The following is a 21,216-nucleotide window of genomic DNA, read 5'->3' as shown; positions in this document are numbered from 1 at the left end:
ATGCGGCGCCTAGTCCGCGCCCTTCTCGCGTTCGGGCAGCCAGCCGTTCCGCGTCGCCCACGCCGCAAACAGGCGGGGCCAGACGGCCACCGGCTCTCCCTGCTTGCCCAAACCCCAGCTGTGCCCGCCCCGCTGGAACAGATGCAGCTCGACGGGGCGGTTGGCGGCGTGCATCGCTTCGTAGAGGCGCTGACTGTGCTGCGGATCGGCGATCGGATCATCGACCGCATGGGCGAGAAAGATGGGCGGAGTTTGCGGCGTCACCAGCCCCTCGACCGACATCGTATCGCGATAATCGGGCAGGACGCTCAGATGCTTTGCCGTGCGCGTCGTATCGATCGGCTTGCGCATCGATACGACCGGATAGATCAGCGCCGCGAAATCGGGGACCGCACTCGCCCGGTCGGCGATGTCGGCGGGCGGATAGAAATCGTGCCCGCCCCGCGTCGCCAGCATCCCCGCAAGATGCCCGCCCGCCGAAAAACCGAGCACGCCGATGCGGTTTGGATCGATCTTCAGCCGCTCGGCATTGGCGCGGAGCAGGCGCATCGCCCGCTGCCCATCCTGGAACGGCGCATCGGGATTCCAGCCGTCGCCGGGCAGGCGGTAGTAGAGCACCACGGCAGTGACGCCGCGCGCCTGAAGCCAGCGGGCGGTGGGCACGGCGGCGCTGGCGATCTGGATGCGGAAATAGCCGCCTCCACCGATCACCAACACTGCGGCACCATTGGGCTTTTCGGGCCGGTAGATTTCCATTCGAGGCGTGGTGACGTTGGTCACCGCCCCTTTTGCGCTGCCCTTTTCGCCGATCTTTTCGGGTCCGCGCGGGCCGCCCGCACCGGGCATTTTTCCGGGCCACAGCTTGAACACCTGATCGGGCGCCCTGTCCGCCGCAACCGAGGGAGTAGCTGCGGCGAACAGGAACAGGAGGGCGAGGAACAGACGGGTCATCATCAGAACCGCAGCGTCGCGCCGACATAGTAGCGGCGGCCGGCCACGTCATAGGCCGAGTTCTGGTTGGTCAGCCGCCCGCTATTGGTGCCCGAGGGCAGGAACGGGCTGATCGCATCGGTGACGTTGTTGATGCCGCCATAGAGGCGGAAGCTGTTCCGGCCGCCGAGATCGATGTCATAGGACATGAACAGGTCATGTTCCCAGACATCGTCGATGTAGAGATACATCGGCACCTCGGCATCCGGATTGGTCTCGAGCAGTGCGAGATACTGGTCTCGAAACGAGTTGTTGTCGTTGATCGAGCCGTAAACGGTGGTGGTCCAGCGGATGCGGAAATCGCCCACGCTCCACGCCAGCGATCCGCGCCCGCGATATTTGAAGCTGCCCTCGGACAGGTCGCCGCGATAGTCGTTGACCACCGTGCCATCGATGCCGGCAAAGGTCACCTTGTGCTTGAGCACATGGGTGGCGTCGTAGCGCAGGTCGAAACGCCCCGGGATGCCGATCGAGTCGCGAAGGTCGAACCGCCAGTTGAAGGCGACGTCGATCCCAGACACATCGAGCCGCGCGAGGTTCACTTGCCGTTGGACCAGCTCGACGATCTGGCCGTTATTGGCGTTGCGGGTGATGTCGGCGCAGAAGGGGTTGCCTGCCTGGGGCGTATCGGTGTCATAGCATTGCAGCTGGATATCGCGGTTCGAATAGGCGTCGATCGCATCCTTGATGCGGATATCGTAATAATCGACCGCGAGCGTCATGCCTTTCAGAAAGCTGGGGTTGAACACCGCGCCCAACGTGAAGGTGTCGGCGGTTTCCTCCTTCAGGTTCAGATTGCCGCCGTTCGGGCTGTAGAGATTGTTGCCCGTCTGCGTATAGCGTTGCGTATCGCCCGCCGCCGCCTGTTCCGCGAACAGGGCCTGAATGCCCGGATCCTGACGGCAATTGGCGGCGACGCGGCCCGTCGTGGTGGGGGTGACGCCGTCGCACAGATCGGGTGCCGCCTCAAAATTGCCGCGCGGCGGCGAATAGAGTTCGGCGATGTCGGGCGCGCGCTGGGCGCGGGCATATTGGGCGCGGAAGCGCAGGTCGCGGATCGGCGCGTATTGGATACCCCCGCGATAGCTGAACACAGTGCCGACGCGCTCGATATTGTAATTCGCGGCGCGCGCCGAAAGATCGACGCTGAACAGATGCGCGCCCGCCACTTCGGCGAGCAACGGCACGCTGACCTCACCATAGCCCTCGATCGCGGTGATGTTGCCGCCGAAATTGGGGATGGCGTTCCCCGTCGTGCCGCCCGCCTGCGACAGCGCGTCGCCGCGCAGCTGCTGGCTGTCCTTGCGATAATCGATGCCGAAGGCGGCCCCGACCGGGCCCGCAGGCATGTCGAACAGGCTGCCAGTGACGAACGCCTGTCCGGTAACTTGCTCGATCGTCAAATCCTGGGTCAGGTCAGCACGAATCCATGCCGCGGCTTCGGGCGTGATCGCACCTTCGCCGAACAGGTTGATCGCGACGCAGCCATCGGCGCGCGCCGCAGCATCGACGCAGCGCGGCTGGCCGTCGGGTCCGAGTTCGGCGTTAAGCGCCTGAGTCAGATTCTGGCCGTTGATCTCGTTGCGGCGAACCTGATGCTGTTCATAACGGCCATAGCCGGCGCTTGCCTCCCAGTTCCAGCCGCCGCCCAGTTCGCCGCGCAGCCCCGCCCAGCTGCGCACCGTGGTGCGGTCATTTTCGGTGATCTGGCCGCCCACCTCATCGAAGCGGCGGTCCCAGGCGATTCCGGCGCCGCTGTTGGGCGCATCGGCGCGGATCACGGCGGGGACGAACGGGTTGCACGCCCCCTGTCCCACGCGGCGGCAGGCGATTTTGCCATATTCGATCTCGGTGGTGACGCCCGTGACCGGGTCGGTCAGCGGATAGGTCGAGTCCCAGCCAATGCCGACGGATTCCCGCACTTCATAGGAATCGATCTGCGAAAACTGGACCTGGGCAAAGCCTTCGAGCGCATCGGAGAACTCATAGTTGAGCTTCGCGGCGGCAAGGTAGCGGCTGCGCGGGAGGATCAGCGAGCGCCCGGTGCGCTGATTGTAGCCGTCGCGATTGGGCAGGAAATAGCCGGTGTTGCCGGGATCACCCGGAGGGCCGACGGGCACGGGCGCCCCGGTCTGGACATCGGGTCCAAGCGGCACGAGCACACCGTCGCGATAGAAGCGATCGCGCGCCGAACTCGCACCCGAAAAGACGCCCCCCGGGATGAATGAGGAGAGGTCGGCAGTCTGTAATGGCGGGAACAGGTTCGCGGGCTGGTTGCCGCTCGTCGGTGCGCCGCTATTGTTCAGATAGACCGTCTCCAGCTCGTTCAGGCCGGTCGCGAAATTATAATCATAGGCGACATCCCGCACCGCCCATTCACGGTCGGTGGCGCGGATCCCTTCGTCGCGGTCATAGGTGCCGCTGACCAGAAAATAGCCGCGACCGCCACCAAAGCGCGTTCCCCAGCTGGCGTTGAAGGTGCGTTCCTGGCCGTCGCCTTCCTCGGTGATGCCCATACGCGCATTCAGCCGGAACCCGCGCTGCTTGCTTTCTGTGATGATGTTGACGACGCCAGCGACCGCATCCGACCCATAGACCGACGAGGTGCCGCCGGTGATGACTTCGACCCGGTCGATGAAATCGGAGGGGATGGTCGACAGGCTGACACGGTTGCCGATGCCGCTGTTCGACACCGTCCGACGCCCGTCGATCAGCACCAGGGTGCGGTTGTCGCCCAGATTGCGCATCATGATCGAGCTGAGGCCCGAATTCTGCGTGTTGCCCGTCACCGTCGCGTCGTTGAGTGTCGAGGACAAAGCGGGCATCTCCGCCAACGTCTCGCTGAGTTCGGTATCGCCCGATTCCAGCAGGTCCTCGCCGCTGACCGTCACGGTCGGCGCGGGCGTGTCATAGGTTTCGCGCGCGATGCGGCTGCCGGTGATGACGATCGGCTCGGCATCCTGGACCGCCGTGTCGCCCGGCGCATCCTGCGCGAGTGCCGGGACCGATCCGGCGCCCAGCGCCGATGCCAGCAGCATAAACTTGACCTTCATCTTCATCCTCCCGTTTCGCGCCCCGTTGGGCGTCAATCTTCGTCCGTCTCGACAGCGGGTCGCGCGGGAGCAGTCGGCGCCGGTCCCATCAGCGCGCGGTCCAGCGCGTCCTTGTCGAGGGCATTGTCCCAGCGCGCGACGACGACCGTCGCGACCGCGTTGCCGATGAAATTGGTGAGGCTGCGGCACTCGCTCATGAAGCGGTCGATGCCGAGGATCAGCGCCATGCCGGCGACCGGAACCGAAGGCACGATCGAGAGCGTCGCGGCCAGCGTGATGAACCCCGCGCCAGTGACCCCGGCCGCGCCCTTGCTGCTCAGCATCGCCACCAGCAACAGCGCGATTTGGTCGCCGAGCGACAGGTCCACGCCCGTCGCCTGCGCGATGAACAGCGCCGCGAGCGTCATGTAGATGTTGGTGCCGTCGAGATTAAAGGAGTAGCCAGTCGGAACCACGAGCCCGACGACCGACTTCTCGCACCCCGCTCGCTCCATCTTGTCGATGAGCGAAGGCAAAGCCGCCTCCGAGGACGAGGTACCAAGCACGAGCAGCAGTTCGGCCTTGAGATAGCGGATCAGCCGGAAGATCGAGAAGCCCGCAAGCCGCGCGACGGTGCCCAGCACCAGCAGCACGAAGATGAGCGAGGTGAGGTAGAAGGTCGCGACCAGCCCCGCGAGGTTGGCGAGCGATTCGATGCCGTATTTGCCGATGGTGAACGCCATCGCGCCGAACGCGCCGACCGGCGCCGCACGCATGAGGATCGCGACAAGGCGGAAGACCACGAGACCCAGCTTGTCGAGCAGGTCGGTCACCGGACGCGCTGGCTCGCCGACGATCGCCAGCGCGATGCCGATCAGGATCGCTACGAACAGCGTTTGAAGGATCGACCCGTCGGTCAGCGCCGAAACCATCGTCGTCGGGATGATCGCGAGCAGGAAGCCGGTCAGCGAGCTTTCATGCGCCTGATCGGCATAGCCCTTGACCGCGCCGGTATCGAGCGTCGCGGGATCGATGTTCATGCCCGCGCCGGGTTGGATCACATTGGCGACGATCAGGCCGACGATCAGGGCGAGCGTCGAGAAGAACAGGAAATAGGCGAAGGCCTTGCCGGCGACGCGACCGACCGATCCCAGCTCGCGCATCCCGGCGATGCCGGTGACGACGGTGAGGAAGATCACCGGTGCGATGATCATCTTGACCAGCTTGATGAAGCCGTCGCCCAATGGCTTCAGCGTCTCACCCACACCCGGCCAGAAGAAGCCGATCGCCACGCCTGCGGCGATCGCGATCAGCACCTGGACGTAGAGCTGGGTCCACCACCGTCCGGGCTTTGCGGGTTCCGCCGCATATTCGAGTGCAACCGCCATTCGCTATTCCCCTCACGCGCGCCTTGATCGGCGCGTCTGTGCTCGTTGGAGCAGGAGTATGGCGGGCGCACGGCAGCGCATAAAATCCCGATTATTATTCAGTTATATCAATATGTTCGTTGCATAATTCCAAACGGGGTAGCGCGATATTGTGTGAGTATTCGCACATGACTTCTTCGGTCTGTATGGTATTCCGCACAGATGGAGTTTCTACCGACTCGCGCGTCGCGGCGGCTGATAGTGGCTGCCATAATCAGCCTGATGCTGGTTACGGCGCTGGGTCTCGCGGCGCATCGCTGGGCGCGGGGACAGGCGATCGCGGCGACCGACGCCGCGGCGGGGGAGCAAGCGCGCGTCAATGCCGGCCTGCTCGCGAGCGAACTCCAGAAGTTCCGACTGCTTCCACCCGTCCTCACCGAATATCCCGACGTCCCGGCAATGCTGGAAGCGCCGTCGGCGGACGTGGTTGCGCGGGTGAATGCTCGGCTCGAGCTGCTCGCGGATCGCACGGATGCGGCCGCGATCTATGTCATCGACACGCGCGGCCGCACCGTGGCGGCGAGCAACTATCGCCTGCCGACCAGCTTCATCGGCCAGAATTACGGATTCCGCCCCTATTTCGCCGACGCGCTGAAACGGGGCAGCGCCGAACTGTTCGCGCTCGGCACGGTCAGCGGCACGCCCGGCCTGTATCTCGCCCAGCGCGTCGGCAGCGCGGCGCGGCCGCTGGGTGTGATCGTCGTCAAGATCGAGTTCGAGTCAGTCCAGACGGCTTGGGCGGACCAGCAGGGGACCACGCTGGTGACCGACCGGCACGGCGTAGTGATCGTCACCAGCCGTCCCGAATGGCGCTTTGGTACCCTGGGGCCGATCGGGGCCGAGGCGCGGGCTGCGATCCGTTCGACTCGCCAATATGGCACGCTCCCGCTGGCCCCGCTCCCGTTCGCCTTCGACGGTGCCACCGTGATCGAGGCAGGCGATCAGCCGGGCAGCCGGATCGCGACTGTTTCCGCCGCTATAGACGGGTCGCGGCTTCACGTGCTGATGCCGTTGCGTCCAGCGCTTGCCAGTGCCAACGCCAATGCCAGGCTCGCGACGCTTGCGGTGCTGATAGTCGCCGGTGGCGCGCTGCTGCTGCTCTGGCGCGCACGCGAGCGGCGGATGCTGCAGGCAGCGGCGCAACGGGCGCTGGAGACGCAGGTCGCCGAGCGTACCGCGGAACTGCGCGAGAGCAACGCGCGGCTCGAAGCCGAAAGCGCCGAGCGCATCCGCGCGGACCAGCGCTATCGCGCCGCTCGAGAGGAACTGGCGCAGGCAAGTCGCCTCGGTTCGATCGGCCAGATCACGGCAGGCGTTGCGCATGAAATCAACCAGCCCGTCGCCGCGATCCGCACCTTTGCCGACAATGCCGTCCGCCTGCTGGCACGAGGCGATACCGCGACGGTCACCACCAATCTGGAGCGGATCAGCGCACTCACCGAACGGATCGGGACGATCACCGGCGAGCTTCGCAGTTTCACCCGGAAGCGGACGCCCGAGATCGGTGCAGTGCGGATCGGCGGCGCAATCGATTCGACGCTATTGCTGATCGGTGACCGCGTTCGCAGCATGGGCGTGACGCTGGATCGAAAGGGCGATCCGGATATCTCGGTCGTCGCCGACCGGGTCCGGCTCGAACAGATTCTCATCAACCTGATTCAGAATGCGCTCGATGCGCTGGCGGGGCGAAACGGCTCCCGCATCTTGATTGCCATCGGCACGCACGGCGACCGAATCGCGATCGAGGTCGCCGACAACGGCCCCGGCGTCGCACCGGATTTGCGCGGCCAGCTCTTCACCCCTTTCGTCACCGGACGCGAGGAAGGACTTGGCCTCGGCCTTGCTATCGCACGCAATATCGCGCGCGAATTCGGCGGCGAACTGCTGCTGGCCGAATCTGCGATGGGCGGCGCGTGCTTCCGGCTGGAGTTGCTGCGCGCATGACGAGGCTCGTGAACGACCAGCAACTCTGGTTCGTCGATGACGATCCCGGATTGCGCGAGGCGAATGTCCAGACGCTGGAGCTTGCCGGAATCGCGGTGCGCGCCTTTGCCGATGCGGCGAGCGTGCTGGCGGAGATCGGCCCGGACTTCGCAGGGGCAATCGTCAGCGACATCCGGATGCCGGGGATGGACGGGTTGCAGCTCTTTGCCCGGCTGCGCGCGATCGACCCGGAGCTGCCGGTCATCCTGATTACCGGACATGCCGATGTGCCGATGGCGGTCGGAGCGCTACGCGACGGGGCGTTCGATTTCCTGTCCAAGCCCTTCGCCGCCGACCATCTCGTCGCCGCCGTGACCCGAGCGCTGGCACATCGCCGTCTGGTGCTGGACAACCGCGCGCTGCGGGCGGCAGCCGCCACCCCGCCCGACAGCCCGCTGATCGGGGACAGTCCGGCGATGGTTCGGCTGCGCGAGAGCGTGGCGCAGGTCGCGCGCGCAGATGTCGACGTGCTGATCGAGGGCGAGACGGGGACCGGCAAGGAGCTGGTCGCGGCGATGCTCCATCGCGCCTCGCCGCGCGCCGCCCGGCCGTTCGTCGCGGTCGCCTGCGCCGCCTTGCCCGAGGCACATGCCGAGATCGAGCTGTTCGGCCATGCCGCCGATGCGGTTCCCGGGGTCCGGTTCGCGCGCACCGGGCGCGTCGAGGCGTCGGACCGCGGCACATTGTTTCTCGACGATATCGACGGAATGCCACTCCCCGTGCAGCCGCGATTGCTGCGCGTACTGGAGGAGCGCGAGGTGCTGCCGGTCGGGGCCGAGCGTCCGGTTTCGCTCGACTTGCGGGTGATCGCATCGGCCAAGGGCGATCTGCGCGCACTGGTAAAGCGCGGCATATTCCGCAGCGACCTTTATTTCCGGCTCGACGTGGTGCGGCTGTCGATCCCGCCGCTGCGGGAGCGGCGTGCAGATATCGCGCCGCTCTTCGCTGCCTTCGTCGCCGAGGCCGCGGCCCAGACCGGGCAGACGGGCTTTCGCATGACGGATTTCGTGCGGCGCCACCTGCTCGACCATGACTGGCCCGGCAATGTCCGCGAGTTGCGCAATTTCGCGTTCAGCGCCGTGCTGGGGCTGGACGATGCCGCCCCCGACGCAGCGGCACGCCAGGCGCTGCCCGAACGGGTCCACGCTTATGAGGCGATGCTGCTGCGCGAGGCGCTGGAGACGACCCGCGGCAATGTGACGCAGGCGATCGATCTGCTCGGCGTCCCGCGCAAGACCTTTTACGACAAGATCCAGCGCGCCGGGATCATCCCGGCCGAGTTCCGTCGACCACGCTGAACCTGTCAGCCCATGATGGCAACCGGTACCGACAGGCCCGCCGCGGCCATCTCGCGCTCCGCCTGGGTAAAGCCATAGGCCGGGACGATCTCGTCCGTCCGGTCGCTCGCTTCGCTCCAGCGTGCGACAAGCTGCTCCCCCGCCGTCTCGCCGCCACCGATCTGCACCCCCTCGGTCAGGGTGATATTGGCCGTCGCGAAATGCCCGGCACCCGCACACAGGATGGCACGGGTCGGAGCATCCTCGCCCACCAGCGCGAGCAGGCCCGGGCTGACCAGCACAGGATCGAGCGCGGCGAGGCTTTCGGGAGACAGCACGCCTTCGGTCATGCCGGTTGCGGCAGTGGGGGCGAGGCAATTGACGCGAATGCCGTATTTCTCGCCCTCGATCGCCAATGTCTGCATCAGCCCGACGAGCGCCATCTTCGCCGCGCCGTAATTGGCCTGGCCGAAATTGCCGTACAGGCCCGAGGACGAGGTGGTCATCACGATCCGGCCATAGCCCTGCGCGCGCATCCCCTCCCACACCGCCTTGCTGAAGATCGCAGCGCCCATCAGATGGACGTCCACGACCAGGCGAAAATCATCCATGCTCATCTTGGCGAAGCTCTTGTCGCGCAGGATGCCGGCATTGTTGACCAGGATATCGATCCGGCCCCAGGCATCGGTCACGGCGGAGACGATGGCGGAGACCGCCCATTCGTCGGTCACCGACCCTGCGAATGCAAGCGCCTCTCCGCCGCCCGCGACGATTTCGTCGGCCACGCGCTGCGCGGCCGCTTCGCCCAGGTCGTTGACAACGACGCGCGCGCCCTTGCTGGCAAGATAGAGCGCATGTGCGCGGCCAAGGCCCCCGCCTGCTCCGGTTACGATGGCGACGCGTCCTTCGAGTGACATTCCGACCCTCCCTTATATTCGCTAACTAGTGAGTGAATGAATTTGACGTGACACGGTGCGTCGCGCCGGTTCAGCGCTTCTCCGCGTCGCAGATCTGGCGGAACCCTGCTGCCATGAATGACGCCATGCGTTCCTTGATCGCGGTGAAATCGTCCGATCGGCACAGCCCGCCCGACAATTTGTCGATACGCCCCGTCCGCGCCAGCGTGACCATCAGCGCGCCCGTGACGAAATGATAGCCCCAGAAGATATCCTCCTCCGCGCAATGCGGCATCGCTTTCTTGAGCAGACTGATCAGCTTGAGCACGACGGGGTCGAAATGCGCGTCCATCAACTCCGCGCCCCATTCGGGGGTGTTCGCAACGAGCGCGCCCAGCGCGCCATAATTTTTCCAGCCCTCTCCCCCCTCGATATAAAGATCGAGATCGGTGTCGAGAAAGGTGTGGAGCGCACCTTCGATCGTCGGCTTGCCATCGGTAGCGCGGTCATAATCGTCCAGCGCACGCAGGCGCCGCTCGCTCGTCACAACCGCGCGGCGGGCGAAGACGGCGTCGAACAGCTTCTTCTTATCCTCGAAATAATAGTTGAGCAGCGTGTGATGGACGCCCACGCGCTTGGCGACGTCCTTCAGCGTCACACCGTGCAGCCCGTGTTTCGAAAAGAGATACTCCGCCTCGTCGAGGATTTGCTCCATCGTGTCGGCGCGCTGCTCCGCCTTGGTCGTGCGGCGCCGCGATTTGGGCTTCTCGGGCTTCTCGTCTGGCACTGGGTTCTCATTCCCCTGTTGCCCGGATACGTCCGGATCGAAATCCGCCGGGTCGAACAAGGTCTCAAGCGCTTCCATATTGAGTCCGCAAGCTATTCTTGTCGATTTTCCCCGTTGGTGCGAGCGGCATGGCGTCCAGCCGGATCACCGCATCGGGGATCCACCACGACGCGACCTTGCCGCGCAGCGGGGCGAGCAGGTCGGCGTCGCTCAGACCATCGTCCTGCATTTCGACCAGCAATAGGGGGCGTTCCCCCCATTTGGGATCGCTCCGGCCGATCACGGCAGCGAGCGATACCTGGGGCAGCGCGCCCACGACCGCCTCGATCTCGGCGGGGTTGATCCATTCACCCCCCGATTTGATCAGGTCCTTGGCCCGGCCGGTGATGATCAGGTTCCCGGCGGCGTCGATCCGCGCGAGATCGCCGGTGGCGAACCAGCCATCGGCATCGGTGGCGGACTCGTCCTGCCCGAAATATCGGTCGATCACGGCAGCTCCGCGCACCCACAGATGCCCTTCATGCTCGCGCTGTTGAGGGAGCGGGTTGCCGTCGGCATCGGTGATCCGGAGGTCGACCCCGATCGCAGGGCGGCCCGAGACGGCGGCATCGCGAGCGGGATCATGCGGGGGTGCGAGGGTGCCGGAGGGCGACAGTTCGGTCATCCCCCAGCTGGTCTGCACGGTGACGCCCAGCCGCGTCTCGATCCGCTCCATCAGCGCTGGCGCGAGCGGCGTGCCACCGACGATGATCCGTTCGAGACTGGGCAACGTTTCCCCGGTGGCTTCGAGATGCTCGACCAGCCCGAGCCACACCGTGGGCACCGCGACACCGACGGTCACCTGTGCTTCTGCGATCAGCCGGGCGAGGCTCGCTCCGTCATTATGCCGCCCGGGCAGCACCAGCCGCGCGCCCGCCGCTGGAATCGCGAACGGCAGGCCCCAGGCATTGGCGTGGAACATCGGCACCACCACCAGCACGCTGTCGGTCGAGCGGATCGCCATGACATCGGCCTGAAGGCAGCGCAGCGTGTGGAGGAAGCTGGAGCGGTGGGTGTAGGTCACGCCCTTGGGCGCGCCGGTGGTGCCCGAGGTGAAGCACAGCCCCGATGGCGCGGTCTCGGGGAAATCGCCCCATGCGACATCGCCCGACGCGCTCCCGATCAGCGGCTCGAGCGCGGCGACCGTGCAGGGCGGATCGCGAAGGTCCGGCGCGCCATCGATCACAAGGATCTGCGCGACCCCCGGTACGCGCGCGACGACCTCGTGCGCGAGCGGCTGGAGATCGGCGCTGACGATCAGCAGCCGCGCCTGCGATTGCCCGACCATTTCCGCGAGTTGCGTGGCGGTCAGGCGCGGGTTGAGTGTATGGCAGACCGCGCCCATCCCCATGATCGCGTACCAGCTCTCGACATGCGCCTGGCTGTTCCACGCGAGCGTCGCGACGCGATGCCCGCGCGCGACGCCGAAGTCGGCAAGCAGCGCCGAGATCGCCTGCGCACGATCCTTGAGCGCGGCGTAGCCGATCCGGTCGACCGCTCCCCCATCGCGCGCGGTGATCACCTCGGCATTGGGGTGCCATTTGGCGGCGTGGTGCAGGAACTTGTCCAGCGTCAGTGGATAATCCTGCATGCTTCCGTCGATCATCGGCAACCCGTCGCCTTGTTCAGCACCGGCGAGATGATGCCGGTATTCCAGTTCCATGGCTGGTCGCCCGCCGCGCGGCGGCGGCACACCGCTGCCTCGTGCAGCGCGAACATGCCGGGCATCAGCCGCGTTCCAGGCTGGGGCTTGTCGGCAAAGCCCATATAGTTCCCGTCTTTGCCATAGGCCTGCCAGTCGGGCTGGCCCTCGGCCTTGGGCGCGCCCGTCCGCGCGAACGACGCCCAATAGGTCAGCATCGCATCCGACAGGCGCCGATCGACCACCCCGTCCGGAATCTTGGGCCAATAGGGCGGCGTCTGTCCGGCGGTGCCGAACACATAGGGGATTTCCGCCGCGTGGAAGGCGTGCAGCCCATATTGCGCCGCCGCCGGGTAGCCATGGTCGAACAGATAGAGATAGGCGCTCTGGCCGATCGCGGTCTGGCCGATCGCGAGCCGCATCGACGTCCAGCCATAGAGCGCGTCCCGGGTGGCCGCGAGCATCGATTCCTTGACGGTGTCGGATGGATAGAGGCGCAGGAAATAGTCGGCGAGATCGCCATAGCGCGCGCGGATCGCGTCCTCATAGGCGGCGGCATTGGCGGGCGCCGGCGGCAACAGCACCGGTAGCGAGCGGATTTCGCCCGAGTTGAACCCGACGAGCACCGGCACCTTCGCCTGTTCGCCCCGATCCCAGGTTTCGACCAGTTGGCGCGTCAGCACCTTGCCGTCCACCGTACCCCAGGGGCCATAGCCCTTGGTCGCCGCCTCAACGGTCAATTTCTCCGCGTCCATCGCGCGCAGCGCGGCGAGGTCGGCAGCGCCGACGACGCCCATGATCTGCGTGCCTGCCGCTTCGGCCGAGGGGAGGCCATGCCGGCCCTGCTTCAGCTCCGGCGTGGTGATCATGTACGCGCTCTGCGCCACCGCCTTGTGGAACAAGCCCTGCGCGCGCGGGCTGGCCATGAGGTACATGACGCTGAGCGCGCCGGCAGACTCGCCCGCAGCGGTGACGTTGCCGGGATCGCCGCCGAATGACGCGATGTTGCGCTGGACCCATTTGAGCGCGGCGATCTGGTCGAGCAGGCCGTAATTGCCCGAAATGCCTTCCGCCGACTCCGCGCTGAGTTCGGGGTGCGCGAGATAGCCAAGGATGCCCAGGCGATAGTTGATCGAGACGACGATGACGTCTCCGCGCGCCGCCATGCGTGCGCCGTCATACATCGTCTCATGGCTGTAACCCGCGACCAGCGCGCCGCCATGGATCCACACGAATACCGGCAGGTCCTTTGCCCCCTCCGGCGCCCAGATGTTGAGCGTCAGGCAATCCTCGCTGACCTTGTCGAGCGGGTTGGTGTAGATGCCGGCATTGCGATTGCGCGGCTGTACGCACGCCGGACCGAACGCCGTCGCCTTGCGCACCCCTTCCCACTTTTCCGCTGCGGCGGGCGGCTTCCACCGCCTCGGCCCCACCGGAGGCGCGGCAAAGGGGATCCCGCGAAAGATGCGGACGCCATTCTGGGTCACGCCTTCCACGGCCCCGGCAGGCGCCTGGACCACCGGCGCTTCGGCGCGCGCCGGAGCGGCGATCAGCATCCATGCCGCAAGTGCTGCAGCGAACAGCGTCCTCATGCGCCGGGCTCCATGGCTGATTGTTCACGGCGAAGGCGCCGCGCGAGCGCGACGAACAGGCCGATCGCGATCAGATAGAAGGGCGTCAGCGTGTAGAGCGCGGACTGCAGGCTCTGCGTGTCGCCCTGCGCCTTGAACCAGTCGCTGGCGAAGCCGACCCAGGTCGGGCCGAGGCCAAGGCCGATGAAGTTCATGATGAGCAGCAGCAACGCGCCCGACAGCACGCGCTGATTGGGCTTCACCTCTTCCTGCACCAGCGCGACCGAAGCCGAGAGGTAGAAATAGTTGAACACCATCACCACCGCGAGCAGCGCGAGTGCAAGCGGCCAGCCGGGCGCCCAGACGAAGCCGATATAGAAGGGCATCGCGATCGCCAGCGACACGGCGGGCGCGACGGCATAGCCGCTGCGCGAACGGCGCGTCATCGCGTCGATCACCCGACCGGAAATCACCATGCCCCCGCCCATGCCGAGCAGCAGCACCAGCGCGTACCAGACCGCGACATCGCCAAATTCCATGCCCTTTTCGCGCATCAGGTAGAGGACCGCGAAGTTGCCGAGGCCATAGGTGACGAACTGGGTCGCGCCGCTGCCGAGCGACGCCAGCATCAGTACCGGGTTGGACAGGAACGCCCCGACGGTCGGCCAGAACGGCGCCTTGTCGGACGCGCCGACGCCGCGCGCGCCATCCATCGCGCCCTTTTTCGGCTCACGGATGAACAGCCAGACGAACAGCGCCGTGACCACGCCGATCGCGCCGACGATGATGAAGGGAATCCGCCAGCCAAAGCGGTCGGCAATGCTGGCACCGAAAGCGACGCCCAGCGCCGCACCAATTGCCGGGCCGAGGTTGAAGACGCCCAGCGCCGCTGCGCGCTTGCCCGGGGGATAGGTATCGGTGATGATCGCATAGGAGGGCGGCACGCCGCCCGCTTCGCCGAAGCCTACGGTCATGCGGGCTACGACGAGCTGGGCGTAGTTCGCCGCCAGCCCGCACGCGACGGTGGCCCCGCTCCAGATCGCGCAGGCGAGGCTGAGCACGCCGACGCGACTGGTGCGGTCGGCGAACCAGCCGACGGGGATCGCGATGAAGCAATAGAACATCGCGAAATACAGGCCACCGATCAGGCCGAGCTGGCCGTCGGTGATCTGAAGCGAATCCTGAATCGGCTTGGCAAGGATGCCGATCAGCTGCCGGTCGAGAAAGTTCAGGATATAGACGAAGGTGAGCGTCGCGAGGACGAACCAGGACCGGTTCGCCCCCGCAGGCGGGCGGCCGACGTCACCGCCGACCGCCGCCGCATCAGAGCCCGTAGCCAAGGCGAATACCTACGGTGCGCGGACGCAGCGTGCCGAAACGGCTGACCAGGAACGCCTCCGGATGGATATAGACGACCGAATGATCGTCGAACACGTTCTCCACATAGAGGCTGGCCGATAGCGAACCCTTCTTCACCCCGAGATTGAGGTTCACGTTCACATATTCGTCGGTCTTGCCAAAGGTCGCCAGCGGCAGGTTCGGGTTGCCCGGCGTGTTCGGGAACGAGCTGTTGTACGATCCGACATATTGCGCGTTGACCGCAAAAGTGCCGCGCGCGCTGTCGCCAAGGTCGAAGCCATAGGAGACATAGGTTGCGCCCTGCAACCGCGGTGCCGACAGGCGATGCCCCAGCACCGCGCCCGAGATCGCCGCTTCCTCCGCCGAGAGCTTGGTGATCTTGGAGTCGTTATAGGCGGCGTTCAACCCGATGAAGACGTCCTTCGCTGGGATCAGGCCGATCTCGACCTCGAACCCCTTGCTGCGCGCCGCACCGATATTGGTGGCGAACTGGACCGAGTCCGACAGGCGGTTGGCCTGGGCCTGAATGTTGCTCCAGTCGATCAGGTAGAGCGCCGCGTTCATCGTCACCCGGCCGTCGAGCCAGCGCGCCTTGGCGCCGATCTCATAGCTCTTCAGATCGTCCGATTCGGCCCCATAGGGGATGATGATGTCTGTCGGATCGACCAGGCTCGGCGCGCCTGCGCGGGCATTGACGATCGGCGCGCGAAAGCCCGTCGAGAAGGTCGCATAGGTTGTGAGCGATTCGCTCGGCTTGAAGGTCGCGCTCGCTTTCCATGATGGTTTGGAACCGCTCGCCTTCACACCTTCGACAGCGGCGTAGGGCGTGAAGGTGTCGAAATTCACCGGAATGTTGAGCAGCGCATAGGTGAAATAGTTGAAGCCCCCGGCAGTCGCCAGATAGCCCCCCTCTTCGGTGAAGCCCTGTGCCGAGGTACGGCCATAGCGCATCCCGCCGGTCAGCCAGAATTTTGGCGAGAAGCGATAGGTGATCTCGCCGAAGCCCGCGAGTTCCTCGCTGATCTGGTGCGTATAGAGCTTCTGATAATATTGATCGGGAAGCCCGGTCAGGCCGCGCGCCGCGAGGAACTCCGGGCTGGACCGGTAGAAATAATCCACGTCGCGACGGCGGTGCATATAGAACCCACCGATCGTGAATTCGAGCGGCCCGCCGAGCGAGGACACCAGCCGCGTCTCCTGAACGAATACCTTGTCATAGGCGTCCGCATCCAGACCGAAGGCGATCGGCGCGCCGGGATAGGCCGGACTTGCCGGGAACGTCCCAGCCAGATCGACATAAAAACGCTGGTCGAAATCCGAATAGGTCGACGAACTGGTCAGCTTGGCGAAATCAAACTCATAGTCGAGCGTGGCGTTGAAGATCGTCTGCTTGCCGGTGAACCGGTCGGGCTGGTCGGAAATGCGCTTTTCGCGTCCCAGTGAAGGGCTGGTGAGCGAGCTATCCTTGGGATCGCTGTCCTCATAGGAGCCGAGCAGCTTGATCGAGAGCCGGTCGCTGGGCTTCCACAACAGGATGGCGCGCCCGCCCCAGTCGACGAGCTTGTTCGAATTTTCGACGCCGGTTCCGACATTGTCGAGATAGCCGTCCTCATTGCGGTAGAAGCCGACCGCACGCAGCGCGAGCTTGTCGGCCACGATGGGCATATTGACCATCAGATTGTAGCGCTGGCGCAAGCTGTCCGATCCAGTAAGGCCGAGATCGACCAGCGCGGACACGTCCCAATTGCCGAGATTGGGGCTCTTGTTCAGGATACGCATCGCGCCCGACAGCGAGCCCGAACCGAACAAGGTCCCCTGGGGACCGCGCAGGAACTCGACCCGCTCGACATCGAACAGATTGGGGTCGACCACGGTGGTATTGCCGATGGTCGAGACCGGAAGCTCGTCGATATAGACCGCGACCGAGCTTTGCAGATTGGCATTGTAGCCGTTGGTGGCGATGCCGCGCGCGGTGAAATTGTTGAAATTCTGGGTCGGGCGATTGAGCACGACGCCGGGCGTCTCGCGAGCAATGCCCTCGAACCCGACAATGCCCTTTTCGGTCAGCTCTTCCTGTTGAAAGGCGCTGATGCTGAGCGGGACATCCTGGATGCGCTCGGCGCGGCGGGTCGCGGTGACCACGACCTCTTCGCTTGATGTCTGAGCGCCTTCGTCTGCGGGAGCCGTGTCCTGCGCCATGGCGGACACCGGAATGGTGAACAACGCGACCGCACTGACGGACGCCAAAACCCTTGCCCTCATTTGCCTCTCCTCGATGCCGCCGGTCACGCGCCGACTTGCACCATGATTGATGTCGCAACGCAGGGGCCTTGTCAATATTCACTCTCACGCGCGTGAATGTTTTTTGAAGGCCAGGTCGCTGTGCACAAAAATGCCTTCGCCGCCGCCCTCAAACAGGGCGACGGCGAAGGGGATTCCGCTCGGCTTGGGGCCGGAACGAAGAACTCACAATGCGCGGCGGTCAACGGTCGGCAGAAGACTCAACTCTGACTGTCCGGCTGGCGCGGGCGCCCTCGAACGAGCGGCTGCGCAGTTCGACCGGGCCATTCACCGCCACCGGACCGCGATAGGGCAGCCAGTTTTCGCCGCCAGTACGATATTCGATCGCGGTCCCGGGAAAGGCGCTGTTCGCTTCCAGCACCCCGTTCGCGATACGGGCACCGGGAGGCGCGACGCGATAGGCGATTCCGATCCGCTCCAGCAACGGAAATTGCGCCGCGAGCCGCCCCGCGAAATTGCGCCAGTCGGCGTCGCGCGCGGCGTGATCGACCCGCGCATCCTGCCAGCCATAGCTCTGTCCGGGTGCATAGGCCGGGGTCCAGCGCGCCGGGGTCCAGGCGCGTTCGGCCAGAGCCAGTAACCGAGGGAAGAGCATATAATCGACCTGCGCGTCGGTGCGGATCGTCTCGCTCCACAATTGCCCCTGAATGCCCGCGATGCGGCGTCCGGCTTCAAGCACCGGCTGGTCCTCGATCGGCTTGGGCTGCGCCATGATGTCTCGAATCGTCGCGGCGTTGGCGGGCAGATTGCCGGGCATGAAGCCGAACACCTGATGCGTATCGACCCCGCGCGAGGCCCAATAATAGCCGCCCTCCTGCGGATGCGGCGCATAGGGCATGTCGAAATAGCCGAGATCGGGGATCGACAGCACCACATCCCACCCGCGGTTCAGCTGATCGTGCGCCTCGCGGATCGCGCCGGTGTGCAGCACCCCCCAGATGTTGGTGAGGACGTTCTTCGGCATGTTCGCGGGATCGGTGTGCCCCATGCCGTCGCTCCAGCCGCCTGCGCGGATGCCACGCGCGGCGAGCGTGGTCGCCACCTTCTCGATGAAACGGGGCGTGAGGTTGCGCGCATCGCCGCCATTGTCGGCGATCATCTTCGCGCAGGCAGGCGACTTGACCCAGGCACCCGCCGTCTCGTCGGCGCCGAGGTGGAAGGTCCTGAGCGGCACCCCGGCCTGGTCGTGCATCGCAGCCAGCGCATCGACCACGGTATCGACGAAGCGATAGGTCGCGGGGATGCAGACGTTGAGCGTGTTGTCGTCGTAATTCTGGATGCTGCGATATTTGGTCGTGTCGGCCGGATCGATCAGGCGATAGGCGTTCGCCTCCTCCGCCTTGCCCGCCGCCATCAGCCGTTCGTGGCGCCGCTCCATCGCGACGATCGCCGCGCGCGAATGGCCGGGCATGTCGATCGATGGGATCACCTCGATCTGCCGGGCGGCCGCCGCCCGCACGATCGCCACATAATCGTCCGTGCTGAGATAGCCGTTGACCCCGCTCCTCCCGTCCGGACCGGCGCCGAGCTGGGGCAGGATGCAGCTGCGTTCGGCCGGATCATGGCACCGCTTCGATCCGATCTGCGCCAGTTCGGGGAGCGCCGGAATCTCGATCCGCCAGCCCTCGTCCTCCGCAAGGTGCAGGTGCAGCTTGTTGAGCTTGTATGCGGCCATCGCCTCGACCAGCTTGAGCAGCTGGTCGCGCCCGTGGAAGTTGCGACCGAGATCGATGTGCAGACCGCGATGGCGGTAGAGTGGCGCGTCGGTGACGGTCAGCGGGCGCATCCGATAGGCTTCGAACGCCGCCTGTTGCGCGAGCGAGCGCAGCGCATGGCTTGCCCCCGCCGCATCGCTCGCCGCGATCGCCACGCCGTCCGCAGCGACCGTCAGGCGATAGCCGCCCGCCGCCAGCTTGGCCGCGGGGTCGACGTGAATGCGCAGCGGAAGCGTTCCGTTCAACTGAACGCCGAGCGCGGCGAGCCCCGGCGCGATCGCGGCATTGCCGACGCCCTTGATCGACACACGCACCCCGCGGGTCAGATCGATCTCGGCGCCGTTCCCCTGGTCCGCGCGAATCGGCCTGGGAAGGATCACGACGCCGCTGGCGGGCGGAGCCGCGCGTTCGGCCTGGAGCGCGAAGGCGCGTTCGGCAGTGAGCCACCGCGTCGCGTCACCGCCGCCCTTCGTGGCAAGCCGCGCCTCGTCGGCCATGGGATCGAGAAAGGGGAGTTCCGGCAGACCGGTGTCGGGGTCGATCACCTGGCGGGTCGCGGCGATGGTCCGCGCCTCCACCCCCTCAGCAACCAGATAGGCGTTGGGCATCACCACCGCGCGCGAGAAATGCGAGCCGACGCCCCATAGCTTGATGACGTGCCGCGCGCCGGGCTTGAGCACAGCGCCGGGCTTCAGCGTCAGCCGCTGCAGGTCGCCATTGACCAATTGGTGATCAAACAGGTCGCTTTCGACACGGGGCAGCTGGTTGACGAAGCTGAAATAGAGCGAGAGTCCCTTGTCGGGCAGCCCCGAAGGCAGCGTGTCGGGGAGGGTCAGGGTGATCGTCGCGAGAAAGCAGGCGGGGACTCCCTCGGGGCATTTCGGCTGATTGTCGACCACCGCCATGCGATAGCCCAGCGTCCCCGCGAGCGTATCGAGCGCCGCCTGCGACGGCGCGTCGGCGCGATCGGCGGCAGGCGCGACAGAAGCGGTGGCCAGCGCCAGTGCAAGTCCCGCAGTCACCGCCAATTTGCGCATCTGTTCGCTCCCGCTCGACAATTTGTATCTAATTTGTCATGTCGCTGCCCAATGGTCAACGGGCGTCGAAAACGCCGGACGTCAGGGAGAAAACCGGCAATGCCCCTCGCAATGCTCATCCGCGTGATTGCATTCGCACTGATTGGTTTCATATTAGTATTGCCTTCTGCGCAGGCGCGTAAACGCCCGGTGGTGGTAGGCTATGTCGCCACGTTCAAGGGGCTGGACGTTACGATCGCACGGACGCATCTGCCCAGCTACACCCATTTCAACCTCGCCTTCGCCAACCCGGATGCCGAAGGCGCGTTCGTGCGCGACGGCGAGATGACCTGCATGGCAGGTCCGGGCGGGGCGGCGCTGGACGTCGATGCGGTGCGCGCGGCGGTCGCGCGGCTGCGGGCGCATGGCGCAAAGGTGCTCGTGTCGGTCGCGGGCGGGGTGATCCCCGGTTGTTCGGGCGACTGGAAGGCGCTGCTGCGCCCGGAGAAGCGTGCGGCGACAGCGGCAGCGCTCGTCGCGCTGGCCGATACGCTCGGGCTCGACGGGATCGATGTCGATCTGGAGGGTGAGTTGCTCACCGCGATCGACCGGGCGGGCGATTATGTCCCGTTCGTCGCGTTGTTGTCCGAGGCGATGAAGGCGCGCGGCAAGCTGCTCACCTGCGCGACCGCATCCTATGAAGGGGGCATGATCCCGACCGCGTCGATCCGCTATTTCGATCTGGTCAACGTCATGTCTTATGACGCGATCGGGCCAAGCTGGGGGCAGGCGGGCGCGGAACATGCGACGCTGGCGATGGCGGAGCGCGATCTGGCGCTGTGGCTGGCGCGGGGGGTCGCACCCGAGCGCCTGGTTCTGGGCGTGCCATTTTACGGCTATGGCTTTGGCGGAGAGGCGCCCAATTGGTCCTATCGCGATATCGCCGCGCGCCTCGCCCCAGCGCCCGAGGCCGATCTGATCGGCAGCGCCTGCGCCGGGTGCCGTTACATCACCTATAACGGCCCGGCGACGATCGAGCGCAAGGCGGCGCTGGCACGCGCGCGAGCAGGCGGGGTGATGGTTTGGGAATTGTCGCAGGATACGCCCGATCACGCGCTCACCCGCGCCCTCCATCGCGGCCTTTCCACGCCGATCGAGCGCGCGAACGATTGACGGTTGGA

Annotated in this window: 13 protein-coding genes; 3 read left to right on the top strand and 10 right to left on the bottom strand. The window is 65.7% G+C overall.

Annotation, left to right across the window (positions count from 1 at the left end; all coding sequences use genetic code 11):
• Nucleotides 1-9 precede the first annotated feature (9 nt).
• Genes FPZ54_RS17145 through FPZ54_RS17135 form a run of 3 tightly spaced genes read right to left on the bottom strand, consistent with a single transcriptional unit; the run spans nucleotide 10 to nucleotide 5,410 of the window.
• A complete protein-coding gene (locus tag FPZ54_RS17145; RefSeq protein WP_145849035.1) occupies nucleotides 10-954 on the bottom strand; it encodes an alpha/beta hydrolase in 945 nt (314 codons plus the stop codon).
• Nucleotides 954-4,043: a TonB-dependent receptor domain-containing protein gene (locus tag FPZ54_RS17140; RefSeq protein ID WP_186456815.1), complete on the bottom strand. Its 3,090-nt coding sequence runs from the start codon at nucleotides 4,041-4,043 to the stop codon at nucleotides 954-956. The genes FPZ54_RS17145 and FPZ54_RS17140 overlap by 1 nt, the downstream gene beginning before the upstream one ends.
• A gap of 32 nt (nucleotides 4,044-4,075) precedes the next feature.
• On the bottom strand, nucleotides 4,076-5,410 hold the full coding sequence (locus FPZ54_RS17135) for a dicarboxylate/amino acid:cation symporter (RefSeq protein WP_145849033.1): 1,335 nt from the start codon (nucleotides 5,408-5,410) through the stop codon (nucleotides 4,076-4,078).
• A 240-nt stretch (nucleotides 5,411-5,650) separates the two neighbouring features.
• Here FPZ54_RS17135 and FPZ54_RS17130 point away from each other — a divergent pair, with 240 nt between their 5' ends.
• Together FPZ54_RS17130 and FPZ54_RS17125 are read left to right on the top strand one after the other, a co-directional pair.
• Nucleotides 5,651-7,393, top strand: a complete 1,743-nt coding sequence (locus FPZ54_RS17130) for a sensor histidine kinase (RefSeq protein WP_145849032.1) — start codon at nucleotides 5,651-5,653, stop codon at nucleotides 7,391-7,393.
• On the top strand, nucleotides 7,390-8,730 hold the full coding sequence (locus FPZ54_RS17125; RefSeq protein WP_145849031.1) for a sigma-54-dependent transcriptional regulator: 1,341 nt from the start codon (nucleotides 7,390-7,392) through the stop codon (nucleotides 8,728-8,730). Before FPZ54_RS17130 ends, FPZ54_RS17125 begins: the two co-directional genes overlap by 4 nt.
• Before the next feature lie 5 nt (nucleotides 8,731-8,735).
• Here the strand turns inward: FPZ54_RS17125 and FPZ54_RS17120 are convergent, their stop codons facing one another.
• The 7 genes from FPZ54_RS17120 to FPZ54_RS17090 all read right to left on the bottom strand — a co-directional run bounded on the left by FPZ54_RS17120 (nucleotide 8,736) and on the right by FPZ54_RS17090 (nucleotide 20,056).
• Nucleotides 8,736-9,626, bottom strand: coding sequence for an SDR family NAD(P)-dependent oxidoreductase (locus tag FPZ54_RS17120; RefSeq protein WP_145849030.1), 891 nt, complete (start codon nucleotides 9,624-9,626; stop codon nucleotides 8,736-8,738).
• 70 nt (nucleotides 9,627-9,696) lie between these two features.
• On the bottom strand, nucleotides 9,697-10,470 hold the full coding sequence (locus FPZ54_RS17115; protein ID WP_239019620.1) for a TetR/AcrR family transcriptional regulator: 774 nt from the start codon (nucleotides 10,468-10,470) through the stop codon (nucleotides 9,697-9,699).
• Nucleotides 10,457-12,094 carry an AMP-binding protein gene (locus FPZ54_RS17110; protein ID WP_338419528.1) on the bottom strand — a complete coding sequence of 546 codons (1,638 nt, stop codon included), beginning with the start codon at nucleotides 12,092-12,094 and terminating at the stop codon, nucleotides 10,457-10,459. The genes FPZ54_RS17115 and FPZ54_RS17110 overlap by 14 nt, the downstream gene beginning before the upstream one ends.
• Entirely contained in the window at nucleotides 12,034-13,665 is a 1,632-nt protein-coding gene (locus tag FPZ54_RS17105; protein WP_145849028.1) for a carboxylesterase/lipase family protein, read from the bottom strand. Before FPZ54_RS17105 ends, FPZ54_RS17110 begins: the two co-directional genes overlap by 61 nt.
• The gene (locus FPZ54_RS17100) at nucleotides 13,662-14,984 is read right to left on the bottom strand and encodes a spinster family MFS transporter (protein WP_145849027.1); all 1,323 of its coding nucleotides are present in this window, start codon (nucleotides 14,982-14,984) and stop codon (nucleotides 13,662-13,664) included. The genes FPZ54_RS17105 and FPZ54_RS17100 overlap by 4 nt, the downstream gene beginning before the upstream one ends.
• Entirely contained in the window at nucleotides 14,968-17,265 is a 2,298-nt protein-coding gene (locus FPZ54_RS17095) for a TonB-dependent receptor (RefSeq protein ID WP_145849026.1), read from the bottom strand. Before FPZ54_RS17095 ends, FPZ54_RS17100 begins: the two co-directional genes overlap by 17 nt.
• 220 nt (nucleotides 17,266-17,485) lie before the next feature.
• A complete protein-coding gene (locus FPZ54_RS17090) occupies nucleotides 17,486-20,056 on the bottom strand; it encodes a family 20 glycosylhydrolase (RefSeq protein ID WP_145849025.1) in 2,571 nt (856 codons plus the stop codon).
• Between the two features lie 159 nt (nucleotides 20,057-20,215).
• Here FPZ54_RS17090 and FPZ54_RS17085 point away from each other — a divergent pair, with 159 nt between their 5' ends.
• Nucleotides 20,216-21,208: a glycosyl hydrolase family 18 protein gene (locus FPZ54_RS17085; RefSeq protein ID WP_186456814.1), complete on the top strand. Its 993-nt coding sequence runs from the start codon at nucleotides 20,216-20,218 to the stop codon at nucleotides 21,206-21,208.
• Nucleotides 21,209-21,216 lie beyond the last annotated feature (8 nt).

It is taken from the genome of Sphingomonas suaedae (assembly GCF_007833215.1).
Classification (GTDB): domain Bacteria; phylum Pseudomonadota; class Alphaproteobacteria; order Sphingomonadales; family Sphingomonadaceae; genus Sphingomonas; species Sphingomonas suaedae.
The sequence above is the reverse complement of the archived record's forward strand: the minus strand, read 5'-3'. Positions and strand labels throughout refer to the sequence as shown.